This window comes from Streptosporangium sp. NPDC020072 (genome assembly GCF_040631445.1).
Lineage (GTDB): Bacteria > Actinomycetota > Actinomycetes > Streptosporangiales > Streptosporangiaceae > Streptosporangium.
In genome coordinates this window covers 41731-58702 of record NZ_JBEYAB010000012.1, presented here as the reverse complement: position 1 = coordinate 58702, position 16972 = coordinate 41731, and the positions used below count along the sequence as shown (strand labels likewise).

At 71.6% G+C, this 16972-nt stretch carries 16 protein-coding genes and 1 pseudogene; 8 read left to right on the top strand and 9 right to left on the bottom strand.

The window, feature by feature from the left end:
• Positions 1 to 92 precede the first annotated feature (92 nt).
• Complete coding sequence (locus tag ABZ470_RS27480) at positions 93 to 689, top strand: DUF6230 family protein (RefSeq protein ID WP_362914925.1); 597 nt, start codon at positions 93 to 95, stop codon at positions 687 to 689.
• Positions 680 to 1069, top strand: a pseudogene (locus tag ABZ470_RS27475) (DUF6114 domain-containing protein); the annotation flags it as partial. The gene ABZ470_RS27480 and the pseudogene ABZ470_RS27475, both read left to right, overlap by 10 nt.
• A 120-nt stretch (positions 1070 to 1189) precedes the next feature.
• Here the strand turns inward: ABZ470_RS27475 and ABZ470_RS27470 are convergent.
• Together ABZ470_RS27470 and ABZ470_RS27465 are read right to left on the bottom strand one after the other, a co-directional pair.
• Positions 1190 to 3001 (bottom strand): alkyl sulfatase dimerization domain-containing protein, encoded by a 1812-nt coding sequence (locus tag ABZ470_RS27470; RefSeq protein ID WP_362914923.1) that lies wholly within the window; start codon positions 2999 to 3001, stop codon positions 1190 to 1192.
• Between the two features lie 321 nt (positions 3002 to 3322).
• Positions 3323 to 3739 carry a hypothetical protein gene (locus ABZ470_RS27465; RefSeq protein WP_362914921.1) on the bottom strand — a complete coding sequence of 139 codons (417 nt, stop codon included), beginning with the start codon at positions 3737 to 3739 and terminating at the stop codon, positions 3323 to 3325.
• Positions 3740 to 3862: 123 nt separating this feature from the next.
• Between ABZ470_RS27465 and ABZ470_RS27460 the strand changes: the two genes are divergently transcribed.
• The 6 genes from ABZ470_RS27460 to ABZ470_RS27435 all read left to right on the top strand — a co-directional run bounded on the left by ABZ470_RS27460 (position 3863) and on the right by ABZ470_RS27435 (position 7807).
• Positions 3863 to 4624: a hypothetical protein gene (locus ABZ470_RS27460; protein ID WP_362914919.1), complete on the top strand. Its 762-nt coding sequence runs from the start codon at positions 3863 to 3865 to the stop codon at positions 4622 to 4624.
• A complete protein-coding gene (locus tag ABZ470_RS27455; RefSeq protein WP_362914917.1) occupies positions 4587 to 5165 on the top strand; it encodes a copper resistance protein CopC in 579 nt (192 codons plus the stop codon). Before ABZ470_RS27460 ends, ABZ470_RS27455 begins: the two co-directional genes overlap by 38 nt.
• Before the next feature lie 311 nt (positions 5166 to 5476).
• Positions 5477 to 5884, top strand: a complete 408-nt coding sequence (locus ABZ470_RS27450) for a metalloregulator ArsR/SmtB family transcription factor (RefSeq protein WP_362780016.1) — start codon at positions 5477 to 5479, stop codon at positions 5882 to 5884.
• Position 5885: 1 nt separating this feature from the next.
• Positions 5886 to 6797, top strand: a complete 912-nt coding sequence (locus ABZ470_RS27445; RefSeq protein ID WP_362914915.1) for a cation diffusion facilitator family transporter — start codon at positions 5886 to 5888, stop codon at positions 6795 to 6797.
• A 101-nt stretch (positions 6798 to 6898) separates the two neighbouring features.
• The gene (locus tag ABZ470_RS27440) at positions 6899 to 7144 is read left to right on the top strand and encodes an SHOCT domain-containing protein (protein WP_352015664.1); all 246 of its coding nucleotides are present in this window, start codon (positions 6899 to 6901) and stop codon (positions 7142 to 7144) included.
• 54 nt (positions 7145 to 7198) lie between these two features.
• Entirely contained in the window at positions 7199 to 7807 is a 609-nt protein-coding gene (locus tag ABZ470_RS27435) for a DUF4291 domain-containing protein (RefSeq protein ID WP_362914913.1), read from the top strand.
• Positions 7808 to 7822: 15 nt separating this feature from the next.
• Here ABZ470_RS27435 and ABZ470_RS27430 read toward each other — a convergent pair whose 3' ends face one another.
• The 7 genes from ABZ470_RS27430 to ABZ470_RS27400 form a co-directional block, all read right to left on the bottom strand.
• The gene (locus tag ABZ470_RS27430) at positions 7823 to 9145 is read right to left on the bottom strand and encodes a HAMP domain-containing sensor histidine kinase (RefSeq protein WP_362780024.1); all 1323 of its coding nucleotides are present in this window, start codon (positions 9143 to 9145) and stop codon (positions 7823 to 7825) included.
• Positions 9142 to 9831, bottom strand: a complete 690-nt coding sequence (locus ABZ470_RS27425) for a response regulator transcription factor (RefSeq protein ID WP_362914911.1) — start codon at positions 9829 to 9831, stop codon at positions 9142 to 9144. Before ABZ470_RS27425 ends, ABZ470_RS27430 begins: the two co-directional genes overlap by 4 nt.
• 131 nt (positions 9832 to 9962) lie before the next feature.
• The gene (locus tag ABZ470_RS27420; protein ID WP_362914909.1) at positions 9963 to 11306 is read right to left on the bottom strand and encodes a cation:proton antiporter; all 1344 of its coding nucleotides are present in this window, start codon (positions 11304 to 11306) and stop codon (positions 9963 to 9965) included.
• On the bottom strand, positions 11303 to 12655 hold the full coding sequence (locus ABZ470_RS27415; protein ID WP_362914906.1) for a cytochrome P450: 1353 nt from the start codon (positions 12653 to 12655) through the stop codon (positions 11303 to 11305). The genes ABZ470_RS27420 and ABZ470_RS27415 overlap by 4 nt, the downstream gene beginning before the upstream one ends.
• Positions 12649 to 13692, bottom strand: coding sequence for an alpha-hydroxy acid oxidase (locus ABZ470_RS27410; RefSeq protein ID WP_362914904.1), 1044 nt, complete (start codon positions 13690 to 13692; stop codon positions 12649 to 12651). Before ABZ470_RS27410 ends, ABZ470_RS27415 begins: the two co-directional genes overlap by 7 nt.
• 5 nt (positions 13693 to 13697) lie before the next feature.
• Positions 13698 to 15266, bottom strand: a complete 1569-nt coding sequence (locus ABZ470_RS27405) for an NAD(P)-binding domain-containing protein (RefSeq protein ID WP_362914902.1) — start codon at positions 15264 to 15266, stop codon at positions 13698 to 13700.
• Between the two features lie 70 nt (positions 15267 to 15336).
• Positions 15337 to 16947 carry an AMP-binding protein gene (locus ABZ470_RS27400; RefSeq protein WP_362914900.1) on the bottom strand — a complete coding sequence of 537 codons (1611 nt, stop codon included), beginning with the start codon at positions 16945 to 16947 and terminating at the stop codon, positions 15337 to 15339.
• Between the last annotated feature and the right edge of the window lie 25 nt (positions 16948 to 16972).

The window sequence follows — 16972 nt, the reverse complement described above, 5'->3', positions numbered from 1 at the left end:
GGCTCGGCGAATGCCGCTCATGATCTGAAACGGGTCGGGCCACGGCGTTCCGTGGTGAATCGCCGGCTCTTCCGGGGTGGTGAGGGGCGATCATGGCCGAGCAGGGGCGCGTGCACTGGAGGCGCTTCCTCCTGATCCTCCTTCCCGTCGCGACGGTGACGTCGCTGCTGGTCGGCGCCGTCGCCCAGGGGGTCGTCGGCGCCACGTTCGTCGTCTCAGGGCAGGCGTTCAAGCTCTTCACCGACGAGTTGCGCGGGCAGGACTTCACGTTGTCCGCCGGTGTGGTGCGCGACCGGGAGGGCCAGGCCATCCCGGTCATCGTGACCGGCGTACGGCGGGCGTTCGCCAAGGGCCTGTGCCAGAGCGCGCTGGTGCGGACCCCCGTGGGCACGGTGACCATCAGGATCACCGGCGGCCAGGACGGCAACGAGGTGACGATCGAGGACATGGTGATCGACACCGCGGCGGCCCGTGGCGCGGCCACGCTGCGGGGCGTCGAGCTGGGCCGCGACGCCTCCACCCTGAACGGGGTGCCCGCCGCCCGAGGCCCGGCGGGCACCTTCGGCGGCCAGAGCCGGACCTTCACCCTGCACGACGTACGGCTGAGCGCGCGGGCCGTCTCCGCCGCGACGCTGAGCCTGCCCGACCTCGGGCTGAGGATCCTGCGCGGCGAGCACGAATGCTTCTGACCCGCGAACGGCTCCTACCCAGCGAACCGCTTCTGACCCGTGAACCGCTTCTGACCCGCGAACGGAGGACCATGAGATCGTGGCGGCGCTCACGACCCTTCTGGGGCGGCCTGTTCATCGTGACGGCGGGCCTGGAGCTGCTGTCCGTCTCCCTGACGATCGACGCCCTGCCGGTGGCCGTCATGTTCGGCGCGGTGGGGGCGGGCTACCTGGTCGCGCTGGTCATGGTGCTCGCGGGAGTGCTCATCTGGTTGCAGCCCGGCCAGCGGGTCTTCCTCGGCCTGGTGAGCGTGGTGCTGTCCCTGGCCTCCTTCGTCTACTCCAACCTGGGCGGTTTCCTGGCCGGTATGGTCCTGGGCCTGCTGGGCGGCATGCTGGCGGCGGCCTGGGCCCCCGTCAACCGGCCCGCCGCCCGGCCGGGCGGTCAGACCGTCAGCCAGTCCGCCGACCGGGCGAACGGCCGGACCGTCAGCCATGCCGCCGACCGCTCGGGCGGCCTCTCAGGGGGTGACGATGGCGAAGTCCGGCGTGGACTCCTCCAGTACGGCGCCCAGCCTCCGCAGGACGGTGGCGTCCCCGTCATGGTCGACGCCGTCAAGACCACCGGAGCCGTCCCCGACGATCAGGTCGAGCAGCCGCTGCCTGGTCAGCCGTAGCGTCAGGTCGGCGCTCTCCCCCGGCGACGTCCGCCGGTGGGTCAGCGCGCCGTTCGACATCGTGGTGCGGTGGTGTTCGTCCAGGTCGGTGAGGTGCCAGTCGATGGCGAACCGCTCGTTCCACGCCTTCGGGCCGTTGACGCGGATGGCCAGGGAGCCGAAGATCTGCTCGGCGGACAGCGCGCTGAGCATGTCCGGTGAGGTGGTGTCGGCCGTACCCGCCGAGGGGCCCTCGGCCAGTTCGGCGGCACCGGCCAGATAGAAGTTGCGCCAGGTGGCGTTCTCGGCGCCGTGCCCGAGGCGGGTGTAGACCTCGGCCAGGAGTTCGCGGGCCTCGGTGTTGTCCTCGTCGGCGAAGACGGCGTGGTTGAGCAGGGTCGCGGCGAAACGCAGGTCCCCCTCGCGCACGTAGCGGCGGGCGTGTGCGACGACGGCCGCGGCGCCGCCCAGGCACTCGACGTAGCGTCTGGCCTGCGGAACGGGCGGATGCTCCCACAGGTGGGCCGGGTTGCCGTCGAACCAGCCCAGGTAGCGCTGGTAGATCGCCTTGACGTTGTGGCTGACGGATCCGTAGTAGCCGTGGGTGTGCCAGGCCTGCTCCAGGGCGGGCGGCATCCGCATGGTCTCGGCGATCTCGACGCCGGTCAGGCCGTGGTTCATCAGCCGTACGGTCTGGTCGTGCAGGTAGGCGTACAGGTCACGCTGCTGCGACAGGAAGGCGACGATGTCGTCCCTGCCCCAGGTGGGCCAGTGGTGGGAGGCGAAGGCGACGTCGGCCTTGTCGGTGAACAGCGTTATCGCCTCGTCCAGGTAGCGGGCCCAGACCCGCGCGTCACGGACCTCGGCGCCGCGCAGGGTGAGCAGGTTGTGCAGGTTGTGGGTGGCGTTCTCGGCCATGCACAGGGCCCGCCGGTCGGGGAAGAGGAAGTTCATCTCCGCCGGGGCCTCGGTGCCCGGGGTGAGCTGGAAGACGATCCGTATCCCGTCGATCGTCTCCTCCTGCCCGGTGTGGGTGACGTCGACGGTGGGCGGGATGAGGGTGACCGTACCCGCCGAGGTGCCCATCCCCAGTCCGCAGCCGAGCTGGCCCTCGGCGGTGCGCGGCAGGAGCTGGCCGTACATGTACAGGGCCCGGCGGTTCATCGCGGTGCCCGCGTAGACGTTCTCCGAGACGGCGTGCTCCATGAAGCCGGCCGGGGCCAGGATCGGGATTCCCTCGCCGTCGGTCACGCCGCGGGCTCCGCCGAAGTGGTCGACGTGGGAGTGGGTGTAGATCAGGCCGGTGACCGGCCGGTCGCCCCGGTGGTCCCGGTAGAGCCGCAACGCCGCCGCCGCGCACTCGGTGGAGATCAGCGGATCGATGACGACGACGCCGGTTTCGCCCTCCACGATCGTCATGTTCGACAGGTCCAGCCCGCGCACCTGGTAGACGCCCTCGGTCACCTCGAACAGCCCCTGTTTGGCGCACAGCTGCGCCTGCCGCCACAGGCTCGGATGCGCGTCCTGCGGGCAGTCGCCGTCCAGGAAGGCGTAGACGTCGTTGTCCCAGACGACCTTCCCGTCGGCTCCCTTCACCAGGGCGGGGCTGAGTTTCGCGACGAAGCCACGGTCGGCGTTGTCGAAGTCGGCACGGTCATGAAAGGGAAGGTCTGCCATGAAACCGTGCTGCCCCCACCCCCTCCAACCAAAGGCCAGGAAAAACCCAAAAATCCCCTTATACGGGCTTCGACACCGTCGTGGCGGCGACTCGCGTCCAAGGACGACGCCGCCGTGTCGGCAACGACACCGCGACCCCGGCGATCCAGATCGTCAACGACGGCTCCGTCCTGCCCGACCGCCTCGTCCGGCCCGGCCGTCGTCCGGCGCCCTGGCCGGGAACCACAACGAGGACGGCCGCTGGAGCGGCACCGCGGGTGACCGGCCGGACCGGGCCCGTGGGTGGTACGGCCCGCGGACCCGCGCCCCGCACCCGGCGCGTTACGCCGTGACGGCCTGGGCGGGCTGGGGCAGGCCCGCCGTACGGTCGAGGGCGGCGACGGCCGTGGCGCAGGCGAGACCGATCACCGTCAGGGCCAGCCACGACAGGGCGGGCAGGCCGGTGAAGGGACCGGACGACAGCGGGCGCGCCTCGGTGGCGGGCGCCACCGTCGCCGCCCCGCACAGGCTGTGGTCGTGCTCCGGCGGATCGGGGGCGGGGCAGCGCTCCGGCACCCGTTCCCGCGGTGAACCGGCCACGGTGACGGAAATGCCCGACTGCCCCGGGCCGGGTCCGTGATGGTGGTGCGCCACCCGGGTGTGGGCGGCGGAGAGGATCAGATGCGCGAGCAGGGCCGCCGCGAGCGCGGCCAGGCACAGCACGAGGGAGAGACCCGCGCGCTGTACGGCTCGTCGCATCGGTGCGATCACCCCACAACCGCACATCACCCTTCGCCATCAACTGATGACAGAGGGTAGCCATTCGGACCTGGGGTCAGCGTGGCGGTTGCCAATGCGACATTGGACGGCAAGATGGGACATGTGCCGCCCTTACCGATGACGTTGCGCCTGCTACGGGCGTTGGCGTTCACCACCGCCTGCCTGGCGGTCTCGGCGGGCGGGCACGCCTTCAGTGCGGGGGCCTCGCTTTCCGTCGCGGCCCTCGCGGCCGGCGCGGCGGGCCTCCTGGTCGTGGTGTTGCCGCTCGTCGGCCGTGAGCACCCACCGGCGGCGGTGGTCGGCACCACGATCGGCGCCCAGGTGCTGCTGCACGAGCTGTTCGCCCGCACCTCCGGCGGGTTCGCCGCCCAGGACGGGCACGGGCACCAGGCGGTCGGCATGGCGCTGGCCCACCTCGCGGTCGGGGCGATGAGCGGCTGGTGGCTGCACCGGGGCGAGAGCGCCTTCTGGCTCATGCTGCGCCTGCTGCGGCCCTCGTGGCCCCTACTGCTCCGGCCGCCGTCCGCCGCCTCCGACGACCCGCCGACGCCTCGGCCTGTCGCCCCCGCGTCGTGGCCCCCCTCCGGCCTCGCCCGGCGGTGGCTCACCTCCACGATCCACCGCCGTGGACCTCCCGCGGACGACGCCGCCCCCTCCGGGGAGCGGCGCACCCGTGTCATCGACGCCCGCACGCACGGACGTCACCTTCGCCCCGGCCATCGCCGGGCCGTCTTCGGGAGTTCCCACCTTGTCATTCCTGACCTCGGCGGCATCGCCGCGCCGAACCGTCGGCACCGTCCTGGCAGCCGCCGTCGGCTGCCTGCTGGTGCTGATCGGCACCGCCTCACCGGCGTTCGCCCATGACCGTCTCAAGAGCAGTTCACCGGCCGCCAACGCCAAGGTGACCAGCCCCGAGACCGTCACCCTGGAGTTCTCCTCCCGTATGCGCTTCGCCAAGGTCGTCCTGACCGGCCCCGGCGACGAGACGACCAAGCTCGACGCACCGGACGAGGGGAGCACGATCCGCGCCAAGGTGCCCGACCAGCTGGCCCCGGGTCGTTACCAGATCGCCTGGCACGTTGCCTCCTCCGACGGTCACCCCATCAGCGGCCAGATCCCCTTCACCGTGATCGCCGACCCCGACAGCCCCTCCCCCACCCCGGAGTCCCCGTCGCCGTCGGTCTCCACACCGGCGAGTACGGCGGAGGCCTCCGCCGACCCCTCCGAGGCCGTCCCTCCCCCGGCCGCCAGCGAATCCTCCGCCGCCGAGCCCTCTCCGGCCGCCGCGTCCGAGCCGAACGGCACCTCCGGCCTGCCCGGGTGGGTGTGGCCGGTCGGCGCGGTCGTCGTACTCGCCGGGGCGGGCGCGTGGCTGATCACGCGCCGCAAGGGGACCCAGGGGTAGGTCCCCCGCGCTCTCGGACACCCCGGCGTCATCGTGGGCATGGCGGCGGGGGCCGGGTGAGAGAGCGGCGGTGGCGCACCACGGTGTGCGCCACCGTCCGCGGCGTGCGCCGTACCGACCGGACGGACCAGCTGTGCCGACCGGGGCGGACCAGCCGTACCGACCAACAGGGACCAGCCGTACCGGCCAACGCGGGCCGGCCGGGCCGACCAGCACAGGTCAGCCGACCCGGCCACCGCGGACCCGCCGTACCGGCCCGGCCGACGCGGGCCGGTTGACAGCCCGGTGACCCCACTCGCTAATCTGCTCATATGAATACCTATTCAGATGTTCCATCGATTGACGGATGTGTCGTCAGGAAGGTCGATCCCGACCGGGTCGCCGACGTGCGGGAGCGCATGCCCGCCCCCCGTGATCTCTCCGACGTGGCCGACGTCTTCGGCCTGTTGTCGGACGCCAACCGGTTGAGACTGCTGGTCGCCCTGCTTGAGGGGGAGATGTGCGTGTGCGACCTGGCCGCGGTGACCGGGCAGAGCGAGTCGGCCGCCTCGCACGCGCTGCGGCTGCTGCGCGCCCACCGTGTCGTGACCAGCCGCCGCGCGGGCCGGATGGTCTACTACCGGCTGGCGGACCCGCACGTGCGGATGCTCCTCGACGTGGCGTTGGTCCACATCGAGCACACCGAGCTTCTGCACCCCGAGCGCGACGGAGAGGGCTGAGATGGGAACCGGACACGGCCACGGGCACGTCCAGGGACACGCGGGAGGCCGTCACCGCAGGCGGCTGGCCCTGTCCTTCGTGCTGATCGGCGCCTTCTTCGTCGTCGAACTCGGCTACGGACTGGTCTCCGGCTCGCTGGCACTGCTCTCCGACGCCGGGCACATGGCCGCCGACGTGGTCACCCTCGGCGCGGCGCTGGTGGCCACGAAGATCGCCACCCGGCCCGACACCACCGGCAGGCGCAGCTACGGCTCCTACCGGGCCGAGGTGTTCGCCTCCCTGCTGGCCGTGGTGCTGATGCTGGGCGTCGCGGTGTACGTGGTGGTCGAGGCCGTCGGCCGTATCGGCCAGACCGCCGAGGTCTCCTCCGGCCCGATGCTCGTCGTCGGCGCCATCGGCCTGCTCGTCAACCTGGTCGCGTTGCTGCTGCTGCGTTCCGGCGCCGGTGAGAGCCTCAACGTCAGGGGCGCCTACCTGGAGGTCGTCGCGGACACCGCGGGATCGGTCGGCGTCATCGTCGCCGGTTGGCTGGTCGCGGCCACCGGCCAGGTGCTGTGGGACACCGTCGTGGCGCTGGCCATCGGCGTCTTCGTCGCGGTGCGTGCCCTGTCGCTGGGCCGCCAGGTCTTCGCCGTCCTGGGCCAGCACGTGCCCGAGGGCATGGACGCCGCCGCGGTGGCCGCGGACCTGGCCGCCATCGACGGGGTACGCGACGTGCACGACCTGCACCTGTGGACGCTGACCTCCGGCATGAACGTGGCCACCGCCCACCTGGTCGCCACCGACTTCGCCGACGGCCATGCCGTACTGGACCGCGCGCGTCACCTGCTGCGCACCCGCCACGGCGTCGAGCACGCCACCCTGCAGATCGAGCCGGCCGACCACCGGGGCTGCGACGAACTCGGCTGGTAGCCGCGCCGGGACCATCGGCGCCGGTCGCGGGACCAATGGCCCTCTTTCGTACGGACTCGGCGGAGGAAGGCTGAAGGTACCTCTCGGGAAGGGGACCGACGATGATGTGGGGTTACGGAATCGGCTCCTGGCTGGTCATGGGCATAACGACGATCCTGCTGTGGGTGTTGATCATCGCCGGGATCGTCGCGCTGCTCCACTACGTCAGCGGCGGGCGGCGGACAGGCTGGCTCGCGGCGGGCGGGCGGGTCCCTCCGGAGGAGGTGCTGGCCGAACGGCTGGCCCGGGGAGAGGTCGACGCCGAGGAGTACCGGCAACGCCTTGAGGTGCTGCGAAACCGGCGATGACCGCCCGCTAAATCCCGTTGCGGGGCTTACACACGGCTCACCATGCTCGGGGACATGACCATCCCCTATCGCCAGATCCGCGCGGCCTTCACTGAGGAGGCCATCACCGTCTACCAGGCCTACGACCCCGCCATCGCGGACCCGGCCGTCGCCGCCCAGCGGTTCGTTCCGCCCTTCAAGCGCGAACGGATGACCTGGATCAAACCCTCCTTTCTCTGGATGATGTACCGCTGCGGCTATGCCACCAAGCCCGGTCAGACCAGGGTCCTGGCCGTCGACATCAGCCGGGAGGGCTTCGAGTGGGCGCTCCGGCACTCCTGCCTCAGCCACCCCGGCGACGGCGTCGATCCCGAGGTCTGGCGTCGGCGCCTGCGGGAGAGCCCGGTGCGCGTCCAGTGGGACCCCGAACGCGGCCCGCGCCACAATCCCCTGTCATACCGGTCGATCCAGATCGGCCTCTCCGGCGACGCCGTGACCCGCTATCTCGACCGGTGGACACTGCGGATCACCGACCTGACCGGCCGGGTCCACGACATCCGTCAGGCACTGCGCGACGGCCAGGACATCACGGACATGCTGCCCGTGGAACGCCCCTATCCCCTGCCGGACGAACTCGCCCGGATCACGGGGGCCTCCGAGCGTGCCGTCCCGGCAGGCCGGTGACGCCGATCGTGCCGCCTACGGGCGGCCCTCGCCGTACTCGGGGACCGGCACCCGCGTCTTCCTGTGCGCCCGGTTCCGCACCTGCTGCGGGAGCCGTATCCGGGGGGAGCGCGGTGCGCCGTCGCCGCCGGGGTGCGCCGGAAGGCGGATGGTGAACGTGGCGCCGGCGCCCGGCCGTCCGTCCACGCCGACCGTGCCGCCGTGGGCGTCCACCACCTCGCTCACCAGGGCGAGACCGATGCCCAGGCCTCCCTGGTGGGGCTTGCCGACGTGTCTGGCGAACAGGTGCTCACCGTCACGCGGGTCCAGTCCGACGCCGTCGTCCCGCACGCTGAGCTGGACCCATTCGGGACCCGAGCGGAGGGTCATCCAGATGTCGCCGCCCTCGCGGGCGTGCCGCAGCGCGTTGTCGAGCAGCGCGGAGATCACCCGGCGCAGCGCGGACCGCGCTCCGCGCACGACGTGCTCGCCGGGACCCTTCCTCACCTCGATCGTCACCCCGCGCTGCTCGGCGCGGGCCGCCTCCGCCGTGGCGAGTTCCTCGGTCAGCGCGGCCAGGTCGACCGGGCCGAACGGCTGGAGCCGCCGTCTGAGCTGGGTGGACAGCAGCAGGTCCTCGATCACCTCGCCGAGTTGCCCGATGCCCGCGGCCAGCTGGTCGACGTCGCCGACGGCCAGGAGCGGTTCCGACCCCCGGCGCAGGTGCCGGGCGGTGAGCTGGGCGCGGACGTGCAGCCGGGTCAGCGGGGTGCGCAGTTCGTGGCTGACGTCGGCGGTGAAGCGCCGCTGCCGGTCGAGGGCCTCGCCCAGTGGCGCGATCGCCCGGCCCGCGAGGACCTGGCCGATCAGCAGCGCCGCCAGCAGCCCGGCGAGTTCGGCGGCGCCGAGGGTGCTCAGCAGCCGTTCCCGGTCGGCTATCCGGAAGCGCAGGTCCATCACCGCCTGCACCACGACGTCGTCACGTCGCTGGGTCCTGATCAGGTAGGTCAGCCCGCCGACCTCGGCGACCTCGACCCGGGGCCGCCCGTCCGCGGCGACCAGGTCCATGAACGCGCGCACCGGCAACCGGTCCGGGGACCCGGGAGACCTCCGTACGGTGCCTCCGCCCAGCTCGAACAGCCACATGCAGGGCGGGGGCTGGGTGATCGAGGCCGACCGTGCCGCCACGAACAGGTCACGCCGCGCGGCGACGTCCTGGCCGTTGACCGTGACGTAGTAGACCATCGCGCCCATGAGCGCGAGCACGAGGGTGAATCCGCCCGCGATCTGCACGGTGATCCGGCGGCGGGTCCGGATCAGCAGCCGCCGTTCCGGGTCGAAGCGCCGCCGCCCGTTCACAGCTCACCCAGGCGGTACCCCACGCCCCGTACGGTGCGTACGACGCCGTGCCCCAGTTTGTTGCGCAGGTAGTAGACGTAGGTGTCCACGACCGACTCGGTCTGGGCGCCGTCGAAGACCCGCTGCCGCAACGAGTCGCGGGTGTGCACCTGCCTCGGGCGGACCGCCAGCGCGTGGAGCAGGCGGCACTCCTGACCGGACAGGGTCACCTGCTCGCCGGAGGGCAACCGTACGAGGTGGGAGTCGGAGTCGAGCCAGGCCGCGCCGAGCGGCAGCAGTCTGGCCTGGTCCAGGTTCCTGCGCCGCAGGGCGCGCACCCTGGCCAGCAGCTCGTCGATCTCGAAGGGTTTGACCAGGTAGTCCTCGGCGCCAGCGTCGAGTCCGCTGACGCGGTCGGCGGTCGTGCCGAAGGCCGTGAGCACCAGCACCGGCACGGTGACGGCCTGCCTGCGCAGCCGTCGCAGCAGGTCGAGCCCGTCGATCGCGGGCAGTCCCCGATCGATGATCATGATGTCGTAACCGCGGCTCAAACCCAGGTGCAGGCCACGTTGCCCCTCCGGTGCCAGGTCTACGGTGTATCCCTGGTCGGCGAACACTTCGGCCAGCATGTCCGCCAGATCACGGTCGTCTTCGACGAGCAGCAGCCGGGAAGAGCGCGGTTCGGATGTCGCCGGTATCCGTGCCACTGGTCAACAATTGCACTGATATTGGTAAATTTCTAGTCAACTCTGGCGCAAAGGCAGGCGTGGCGCAGGCGTGGCGCGTGCGTCGCGCCCGCGCCACAGCCCGTCACGGTCCCGGCGACCAGGCATGATCATCAGCTCACCGGTGTCGCCTCCCGTCCGCGCGCCCCCTCACCGGTCCCGGCGGGCTCTTGGATGCTCGCCCGCTCGTGGCGCTCGGGCATGGCCAGTTTGTACAGCGGCAGCGCCCCCGCCGTGGTGAGCACCGCCACCAGGACGAGCATCGCGAAGACCTCCTGGGTGATCAGGCCCTGGGCCAGGCCGATGTTGATGAAGATGAGGATCATCAGCCCCCGGGCGTTCATGATGGCGCCGATCGCCCACGACTCACGCCAGCCGAACCCCAGCGCCCTCGTGGACAGCGCGCAGCCGAAGTACTTCCCGCAGAAACCCGTGAGCAGGATCGCGACGAGCACCAGCAGCATCGAACCGCCGGTGATGCCGCCGAGATGGGTGTTCAACCCGGAGAAGGCGAAGAAGACCGGCAGCAGCAGCGTCGAGACGACGTCCATCATGCGGCCGTGCAGCGCCTGACGGAACGCCGCCTCGCGAGGCATGGCCAGCCCGGCGACGAAGCCGCCGAACACCGAGTAGACGCCGATCCAGTCGGTGAGCCAACCGGCCGTGAGCGGCACCAGGACGATCACGTAGACGGCGCCGGCGCCGAGACGGCCGGTGCGCTCGACCTCACGGCCCAGGGGGCGCAGCAGCGGGGCGACCACCCCGAGCATCACCGCCGCGAACACCACCGCCAGACCTATGGTGCGCAGCGCGTCACCGCCGCCCGTGCCCAGGTGGACCGCCGAGAGCACCGCGAGCAGGCACCACGCCACGGCGTCGTCGATGGAGGCCGCGACCAGGGTGATCCTGCCGATGCGGGTGTTCTCAAGGCCGCGTTCGTACAGGATCCTGGCGAGCATGGGGAAGGCGGTCAGCGACAGCGCGCCGCCGAGGAACAGGGCGAACTCCACACGGCCGACGTCGGGCCGGGAGAGACGATCCCACAGCAGGAACCCGAGGGCGCTGCCGAGAACCAGGGACGGAAGAATCCCCGAGGCGGCCAGCGCCATGGCCCTGCGCGTCTCCCCCGGCGTCCGGACGCTGTGGTCCATCCCCGCCCCGACCAGGAACATGTACAGCGTCAGCCCGATGGTGCTGAGCACGTACAGGATCGGCCGGACGTCGGCGGGGAAGAGGGCCTCCTGCGCGCCGGGGAACACGGCGCCCAGCAGCGTCGGCCCGAGCAGGACCCCGGCGACCATCTCACCGACGACCCGTGGCTGCATCACCATGGTCGCCAGCCGGCCGCACACCGCCGCCGCCAGCAGGATCACGACCAGGGCGGGCAGCACCCTGAGGACCAGCCCCAGGTTGGGATCGACCGGGGAGGCCTGGGTGAAGGCCAGGAAACCGCTCATGACTCGTGCCTCCGTACGCCGACCGGATGGGGTTCCTGCGCGAAGTGGCGCTCGCACAGCCGCAGCCTGCGCGCCTCCCACACCATGTAGGTGCCGAGGACGAGCTGCACGAGGCTGCGCCACACGTCCTCCCAGCGGTCCCTGAACCGCATGAACAGCAACTTCACCCGGACCTCCGGGCCACGCCCGGCTCCCAGCGGGGTCAGCAGGCACGGCCCCCTGTTGGGCAGGGACCGGGTGTGGGAGGCGGTCGAGTCGAGTTCGCAGGCGTGCAGGGTCTCCCGTACGGCCACCCGCAGGGCGATCGGTGCCAGCCGCCACGCGGGGCAGGGCCGGTTCGCGGCCATGCCGAAGGGGATGTGGTTGATCTCCCTGGCCGGACGCGCCGCGAAACGGGCCGGGTCGAAGTGGTCCGGGTCGGGCAGGCCCGCGCGGTGGAACTCGGGGTAGTTGAAGCACAGCACGGAACCGGCCGGGATCGCGGCGCCCTCGCCGAGGGGGATCTCCCCGGTGGTGACGCGGTGGGCGATGCCGAACAGCGGGTAGAGCCGCAGCGTCTCCGAGATCACCTGGTCCAGATACCGGTCGTCGCCGCCCCGCGCCGCCTTCTGCACCCCGGGGTGCTGGGCCAGGACCATCAGCACATGGGCCGTCGCCTCCGACATCTGGACGACCGCCGTGTTGAAGAAGGCCCCCTGCAGGTACAGCGCCTGTTCCCTGGCCGACAGGCCCTGGGGAAGCTCGTGCCGCACCTCGGGCAGCCGTTCGACGAGGTATCCGGTCAGCCGGTCACGCCGGTCCATGTGCCGCAGGCCGCAGCACTTGAGTGAGGTGACGACGTCGTCCGCGTTGCCGACGATCAGGTCACGGGCCTTCGGCGGACACGGTTCGCCGAAGACGAGTTCGTAGGAGAACTCCGCCCAGACCGGCATCATCAGGTCGCGCAGCCGTACCATCCCCCGCCTGTCCCGCAGCGCCCGGTTGACGCAGCGGCGGGTGAGCTCCTCGACCCTCGTCCGGGGCACGGCCAAAATCCGCCGGGTGGCCAGGGCGACGGCGTCGTAGCGCTCCCCCGCCTCCAGGTGTTCCTGGTGCATCTCGGGTCCCGGTGCCAGCCAGTACCAGAACAGGTCGGACAGGACGGCTCCCCTGCTCCGGCCCGAGGCGGCCGGGTGGGAGTAGACCTCCCTGAACCGGTCGACGCCGACCAGGTCACCGGGGACCGGGATGCTCTCCTCGCCGTTGATCCTGGTGAGGACGCGCACCCGCAGCGCGACGATCCGTGCGGGAAGCCACCAGGGCAGGCTGATCAGGACGGCTGCGAACGACACGGTCAGCGCGGTCAGCATGGCCGTACCAGCTCTGGGTCGAGGTCGTGCGCCGACGCGGCGCCGCACAGGACGAGGGCCCGCTCGACCTCCTCGCGCAGCAGCCCGAGCACCCGGGCCACGCCGCGCTCGCCGTCGGCCGCGAGACCCCAGAGCACCGGGCGGCCGACCGCGACCGCCGAGGCTCCGAGCGCCATCGCCTTGACCACGTCCGCCCCGCGCCGGACCCCACCGTCGAGCAGCACCGGTACGGCCCCGCCGACGGCGGCCACGATCCCCGGCAGCAGGTCGGCGGTCGCCGGGAGGGTGTCGAGCTGCCTGCCTCCGTGGTTGGAGACGAACAGCGCGGAGACGCCGTGGTCGAGCGCGCGGCAGGCGTCGGCGGGACGCACGACGCCCTTGAGCGCGATGGGCAGCTCCGTCATCCGCCTGAGCAGGTCGATGTGCCGCCAGGAGATGTCCGGCGACATGACGATCGGCCGCACCCGGTCGCCGTCGCGCAGGTTCTCGCAGCACATGCCCTCCGGCAGGTCGTCGAAGCCGTTGCGCAGGTCCCGCTCCCGCCGTCCCCTGCCGGGAGAGTCGACCGTGACGACCAGCGCCGTGCATCCGGCCGCCTCGGCGCGCCGGACGATCCTCTCGGTGAAGGCCATGTCCGGCTGGACGTAGAGCTGGAACCACAGGGTGGCCTCCGGAGCCGCCGCCGCGACGTCCTCGACGGCGACGGTCGAGGCCATGCTCACGATCATGATCGTCCCGGCGACGGCCGCCGCGCGGGCCGTGGCCTTCTCACCCTCGGGGTCGGCGAGCCGGTGGAACGCGGTCGGCGCGACCAGCACCGGCATGGCGGCCCGGTCGCCCAGCAGGGTGACCCCGGTCCTCGGTTCGCCCGCGCCGCGCAGCACACGTGGCAGCAGGGCGAGCCGCGCGAACGCCGCCTCGTTGGCCCGGACGGTCGTCTCGTCACCGGCTCCACCGGCGAAGTAGTCGTAGTGCGCGGGATGCAGGCGGTCGCGGGCGGCCTCCTCGAACTCCCTGACGTTCAGTGGGGGGCGCATGGCCGTCACGCCGGGACCGGAAGGCTCTGGCGCTGGAAGAACTCCCGCAACGGCCGCAGGTGGACCTCCTCGGAGGTCCAGTCGTTCTCCAGGTTCTCGGTGACGTGGTGTACGGCCACGACCACTCCTCCCCGGTAGTGGCGCACCACCGGGTGCAGGTAGTGACCCTCGTGGGCCCGGGAGGCGTCGCCCTGCCTGATCCGCGACACGGAGATGTCGAACGGGTCGACCTTGTCGTGGTCGGGGCCGTACTCCAGGGTGATCGCGAAGTGGCCGCCGTCGCCGATCGGCGGGCCCTGAAAGTCGACCGGCAGTTCCTCCAGGTAGCGCGCGCCGCCGTCGCCGTCCGGGACGATGACGTCGGCCAGCACGCCGAACTGCTGGAACAGCCCGGAGCTGCGGTTGACCCGTTCGAGTACGGCGTCCGCGAACGCGCCGGGGTCGGCGGGCAGGTCCCGGCCCGGCCAGGGGGCGTCGTGGTGCCTGGTCTCCAGGATGCGGTGCAGGGCGCGGGCGCCGTACCGGAAACCGTGGATGAAGGCGTTGGTGCCGCGCTTGAAGTCGCGGGACTGCGTGATGGTCCCGGCGAAGTACAGGCCGGGCACGTTGACCGACTCGTAGGCGGGGGTCAGCGCGGGGAAGCGGTTCCTGATCGTCAGCTCGGGACGGCACTCGGGGGAGAAGATCGAGGCGTCGAACCGGAACCCGGTGGAGACGATCACCCGGTCGTACGGGATGTCCTTGGTGACCTCGTCGGCCCTGGCGAAGCTCACGGTCACCAGGTACGTGCCGTCCGCGCGGCGCTCGATGCGCCTGACGTCGCCGTCCAGCACCGCGTTTCCCAGTTTGAGCTGGTAGGTGTCGAGAAAGTTGCTGTTGACCGCGCGCAGGTGCCCGAGGAAGTGGGTCCGCCAGGCCAGCCGTACCGAGTGGGGGCCCGCGACGTGGATCACCGCGGCGGTCTCGATGAGGTTGTCGGCCGTCTCGAAGGCCGAGTTGCCCTTGCCGATGACGAGCACCCGCTTGGCCGTGTAGTCCGCCGGGTCGACGGAGGCGGTGTCGTAGCCCTCGGCCGTCTCGATGCCGGGGATCTCCGGGACGTTGGTCTTGGAGACCCCGGTGGCGACGACCACGTGCTCGGCCTGGTGGGTCCGGCCCTGCCCGTCGATCACCCGGAACGGCCCCTTCGCGTCCGGGCGGGAGACGTCGACGACCCGGGCGCCGTAGGTGATCCGCAGGTCGAGGGCGGCGGCGAAGTCACCGAGGTAACGCACGAGGTCGTCGGCGCCGGGGAAGAAACGGTCGCTGTAGCGGGTGAACACCAGATCGGGGTCGTCCGAGAGCAGCGAGTTCCAGTCCACCCGGAAGTTGAGCTCCGGGTCGTGGTGTCCGGTGTGCTTCTTGTTGATGGAGATGAGCATCCGGTGGCGGGGGAAGGTCCGGAAGAACTGGCCGGGCTCGGGGCCCGCCTCCAGGATCCGGTACCTCCGCCCCGCCCGGTGCAGGAAGTGGCCCAGTTGCAGGCCCGCGGGCCCGGCGCCGATCACCAGATAGTCAAGGGTGTTGTCAGACACTGATGCCTCCGTCACTGCGTACGGTCGAACGGGACGACATCAGTGTTGGCGCGTGATTCTCAGAGATTGATCAGAGTCGTCCTGCCTCCTCGGCACGGCCGGAGCCGTACCGTTCGAGCAGGGCGCGCTTGTCCGGTTTCCCGCTGGCCGCGACCAGCGGGGCGGGGATCGACATGATCGTCCGGGGGACGCTGTCGGCGCCGAGTTCGGTGCCGACCAGCGCGGTCAGCTCGCCGAGGTCCGGGACACGGCCGGGGGCGGGCACGACGAAGGCGTGTACGGCCTCCCCGGTCCGCTCGTCCATGGCGCCGGTCACGTACGCCTCGGCCACGTCGGGGTGACCGGCCAGCACACGCTCGATCGGCCCGGCGTAGACCACCATCGCGTTGACCATGATGACGTCCCTGGTCCTGCCGACCAGGTAGAGCAGGCCGTCCTCGTCGAGGTAGCCGAGGTCGCGGGTGCGCAGCCAGCCGTTCCGCAGCACCGCGCGGGTCTCCTCCGGCTGCCCCCAGTAGCCCGCGATGAGGTAGTCGTTGCGGACGTGGATCTCCCCGGTCCGTCCCGTGGCGACCGGACGGCCCTCCTCGTCGAGCACCCTGATCTCGACCCTGGGCTGCGGGCGGCCGACCGAGGCGAGGGCTCGGTCGGGGAACCTCGCGAAGTCCCCGGGGGTGAGCATGGAGATCATCCCGGCCTCACTCGACCCGTACGCCTGGTAGACGACGGGCCCGAGCCGCTCGACCGCCTCCGCCAGCCGGTGCGGGCTGATCGGCGACCCGGCGACCATCAGCGCCCGCAGGCTGCTGACGTCGACCTGTTCCGTGCGGAGCAGGTCGAGCATGCGGCACAACCTGGGCACCGGGAGGATGGCCCCGGTGATGCGGTGGCGCTCGATCGCGTACGGGAACGGCGGCCGTCCGTCGTCCTCGGGGATGACCGCGACACCGCCTCCGAGCAGGCACAACGCCAGGAACTCCTGGACCACCAGGCTGGACAGGGTGCCGAGCAGCAGATAGCGCCGGAACGCCCCGGCCAGCTCGGTCGCCAGCGGCGACCAGAGCCTGGGCTGCCACGACCAGCTCTCCCCCAGCGCGCGGTAGGTGAGCGCGCACCCCTTGGGCTGCCCGGTGCTGCCGCTGGTGAAGGCCATCAGGGCCACGTCGTCGGGGTGCCCCAGGAGGGCGGGCAGCCGCACACCGCCGTGGTGGGCCAGCAGGTCGACCGCGCCGGGAACGTCCCCGGGGAGGGGGCCGAGGGTCAGTATCGTGGCCGCCCCCGCGGCGGCGAACACCTCGGGATCCGCCGTCGAGGCGTCCACGACCACGGCGTCCACCCCCGTGTCGAGCATGTGGGCGAGCTGGCCCGGCGTCTGTCCCGGGCGTACGAACACGACACGACAGCCCAGCACGTGCGCGGCCGTCTGCGCGGCGAACGCCTCCGGCGAGACGCCCGTGTGGACGGCGACGCCCCGGGCGGGGTCGAGCCCGGCGTCGAGCATCGCACCGGCCATGTGCCCGACGAGGTCCAGCAGCTCACCCCGTGAGACGACTCGCGTCCCCTGCTCGAAGATCGGACTGTCGGGCGAGCTCCGCAGCGCGTCAAGGAGCGCGTAGGGGAACGGCGGTTCGGGGGACCCGGCGGGCCGGACGGACTCGGTGAACGACGGGAACTCGTACATGACTGGCTCCTCTTGTCTTCTGCCT

What these genes read in the sequence shown, in the direction of transcription:
- ABZ470_RS27480 (WP_362914925.1), top strand. Translation starts at nt 93, where the DNA reads ATGGCCGAGCAGGGGCGCGTGCACTGGAGGCGCTTCCTCCTGATCCTC.
- ABZ470_RS27470 (WP_362914923.1), bottom strand. Translation starts at nt 3,001, where the DNA reads ATGGCAGACCTTCCCTTTCATGACCGTGCCGACTTCGACAACGCCGAC.
- ABZ470_RS27465 (WP_362914921.1), bottom strand. Translation starts at nt 3,739, where the DNA reads ATGCGACGAGCCGTACAGCGCGCGGGTCTCTCCCTCGTGCTGTGCCTG.
- ABZ470_RS27450 (WP_362780016.1), top strand. Translation starts at nt 5,477, where the DNA reads ATGAATACCTATTCAGATGTTCCATCGATTGACGGATGTGTCGTCAGG.
- ABZ470_RS27445 (WP_362914915.1), top strand. Translation starts at nt 5,886, where the DNA reads ATGGGAACCGGACACGGCCACGGGCACGTCCAGGGACACGCGGGAGGC.
- ABZ470_RS27440 (WP_352015664.1), top strand. Translation starts at nt 6,899, where the DNA reads ATGATGTGGGGTTACGGAATCGGCTCCTGGCTGGTCATGGGCATAACG.
- ABZ470_RS27435 (WP_362914913.1), top strand. Translation starts at nt 7,199, where the DNA reads ATGACCATCCCCTATCGCCAGATCCGCGCGGCCTTCACTGAGGAGGCC.
- ABZ470_RS27420 (WP_362914909.1), bottom strand. Translation starts at nt 11,306, where the DNA reads ATGAGCGGTTTCCTGGCCTTCACCCAGGCCTCCCCGGTCGATCCCAAC.
- ABZ470_RS27415 (WP_362914906.1), bottom strand. Translation starts at nt 12,655, where the DNA reads ATGCTGACCGCGCTGACCGTGTCGTTCGCAGCCGTCCTGATCAGCCTG.
- ABZ470_RS27410 (WP_362914904.1), bottom strand. Translation starts at nt 13,692, where the DNA reads ATGCGCCCCCCACTGAACGTCAGGGAGTTCGAGGAGGCCGCCCGCGAC.
- ABZ470_RS27400 (WP_362914900.1), bottom strand. Translation starts at nt 16,947, where the DNA reads ATGTACGAGTTCCCGTCGTTCACCGAGTCCGTCCGGCCCGCCGGGTCC.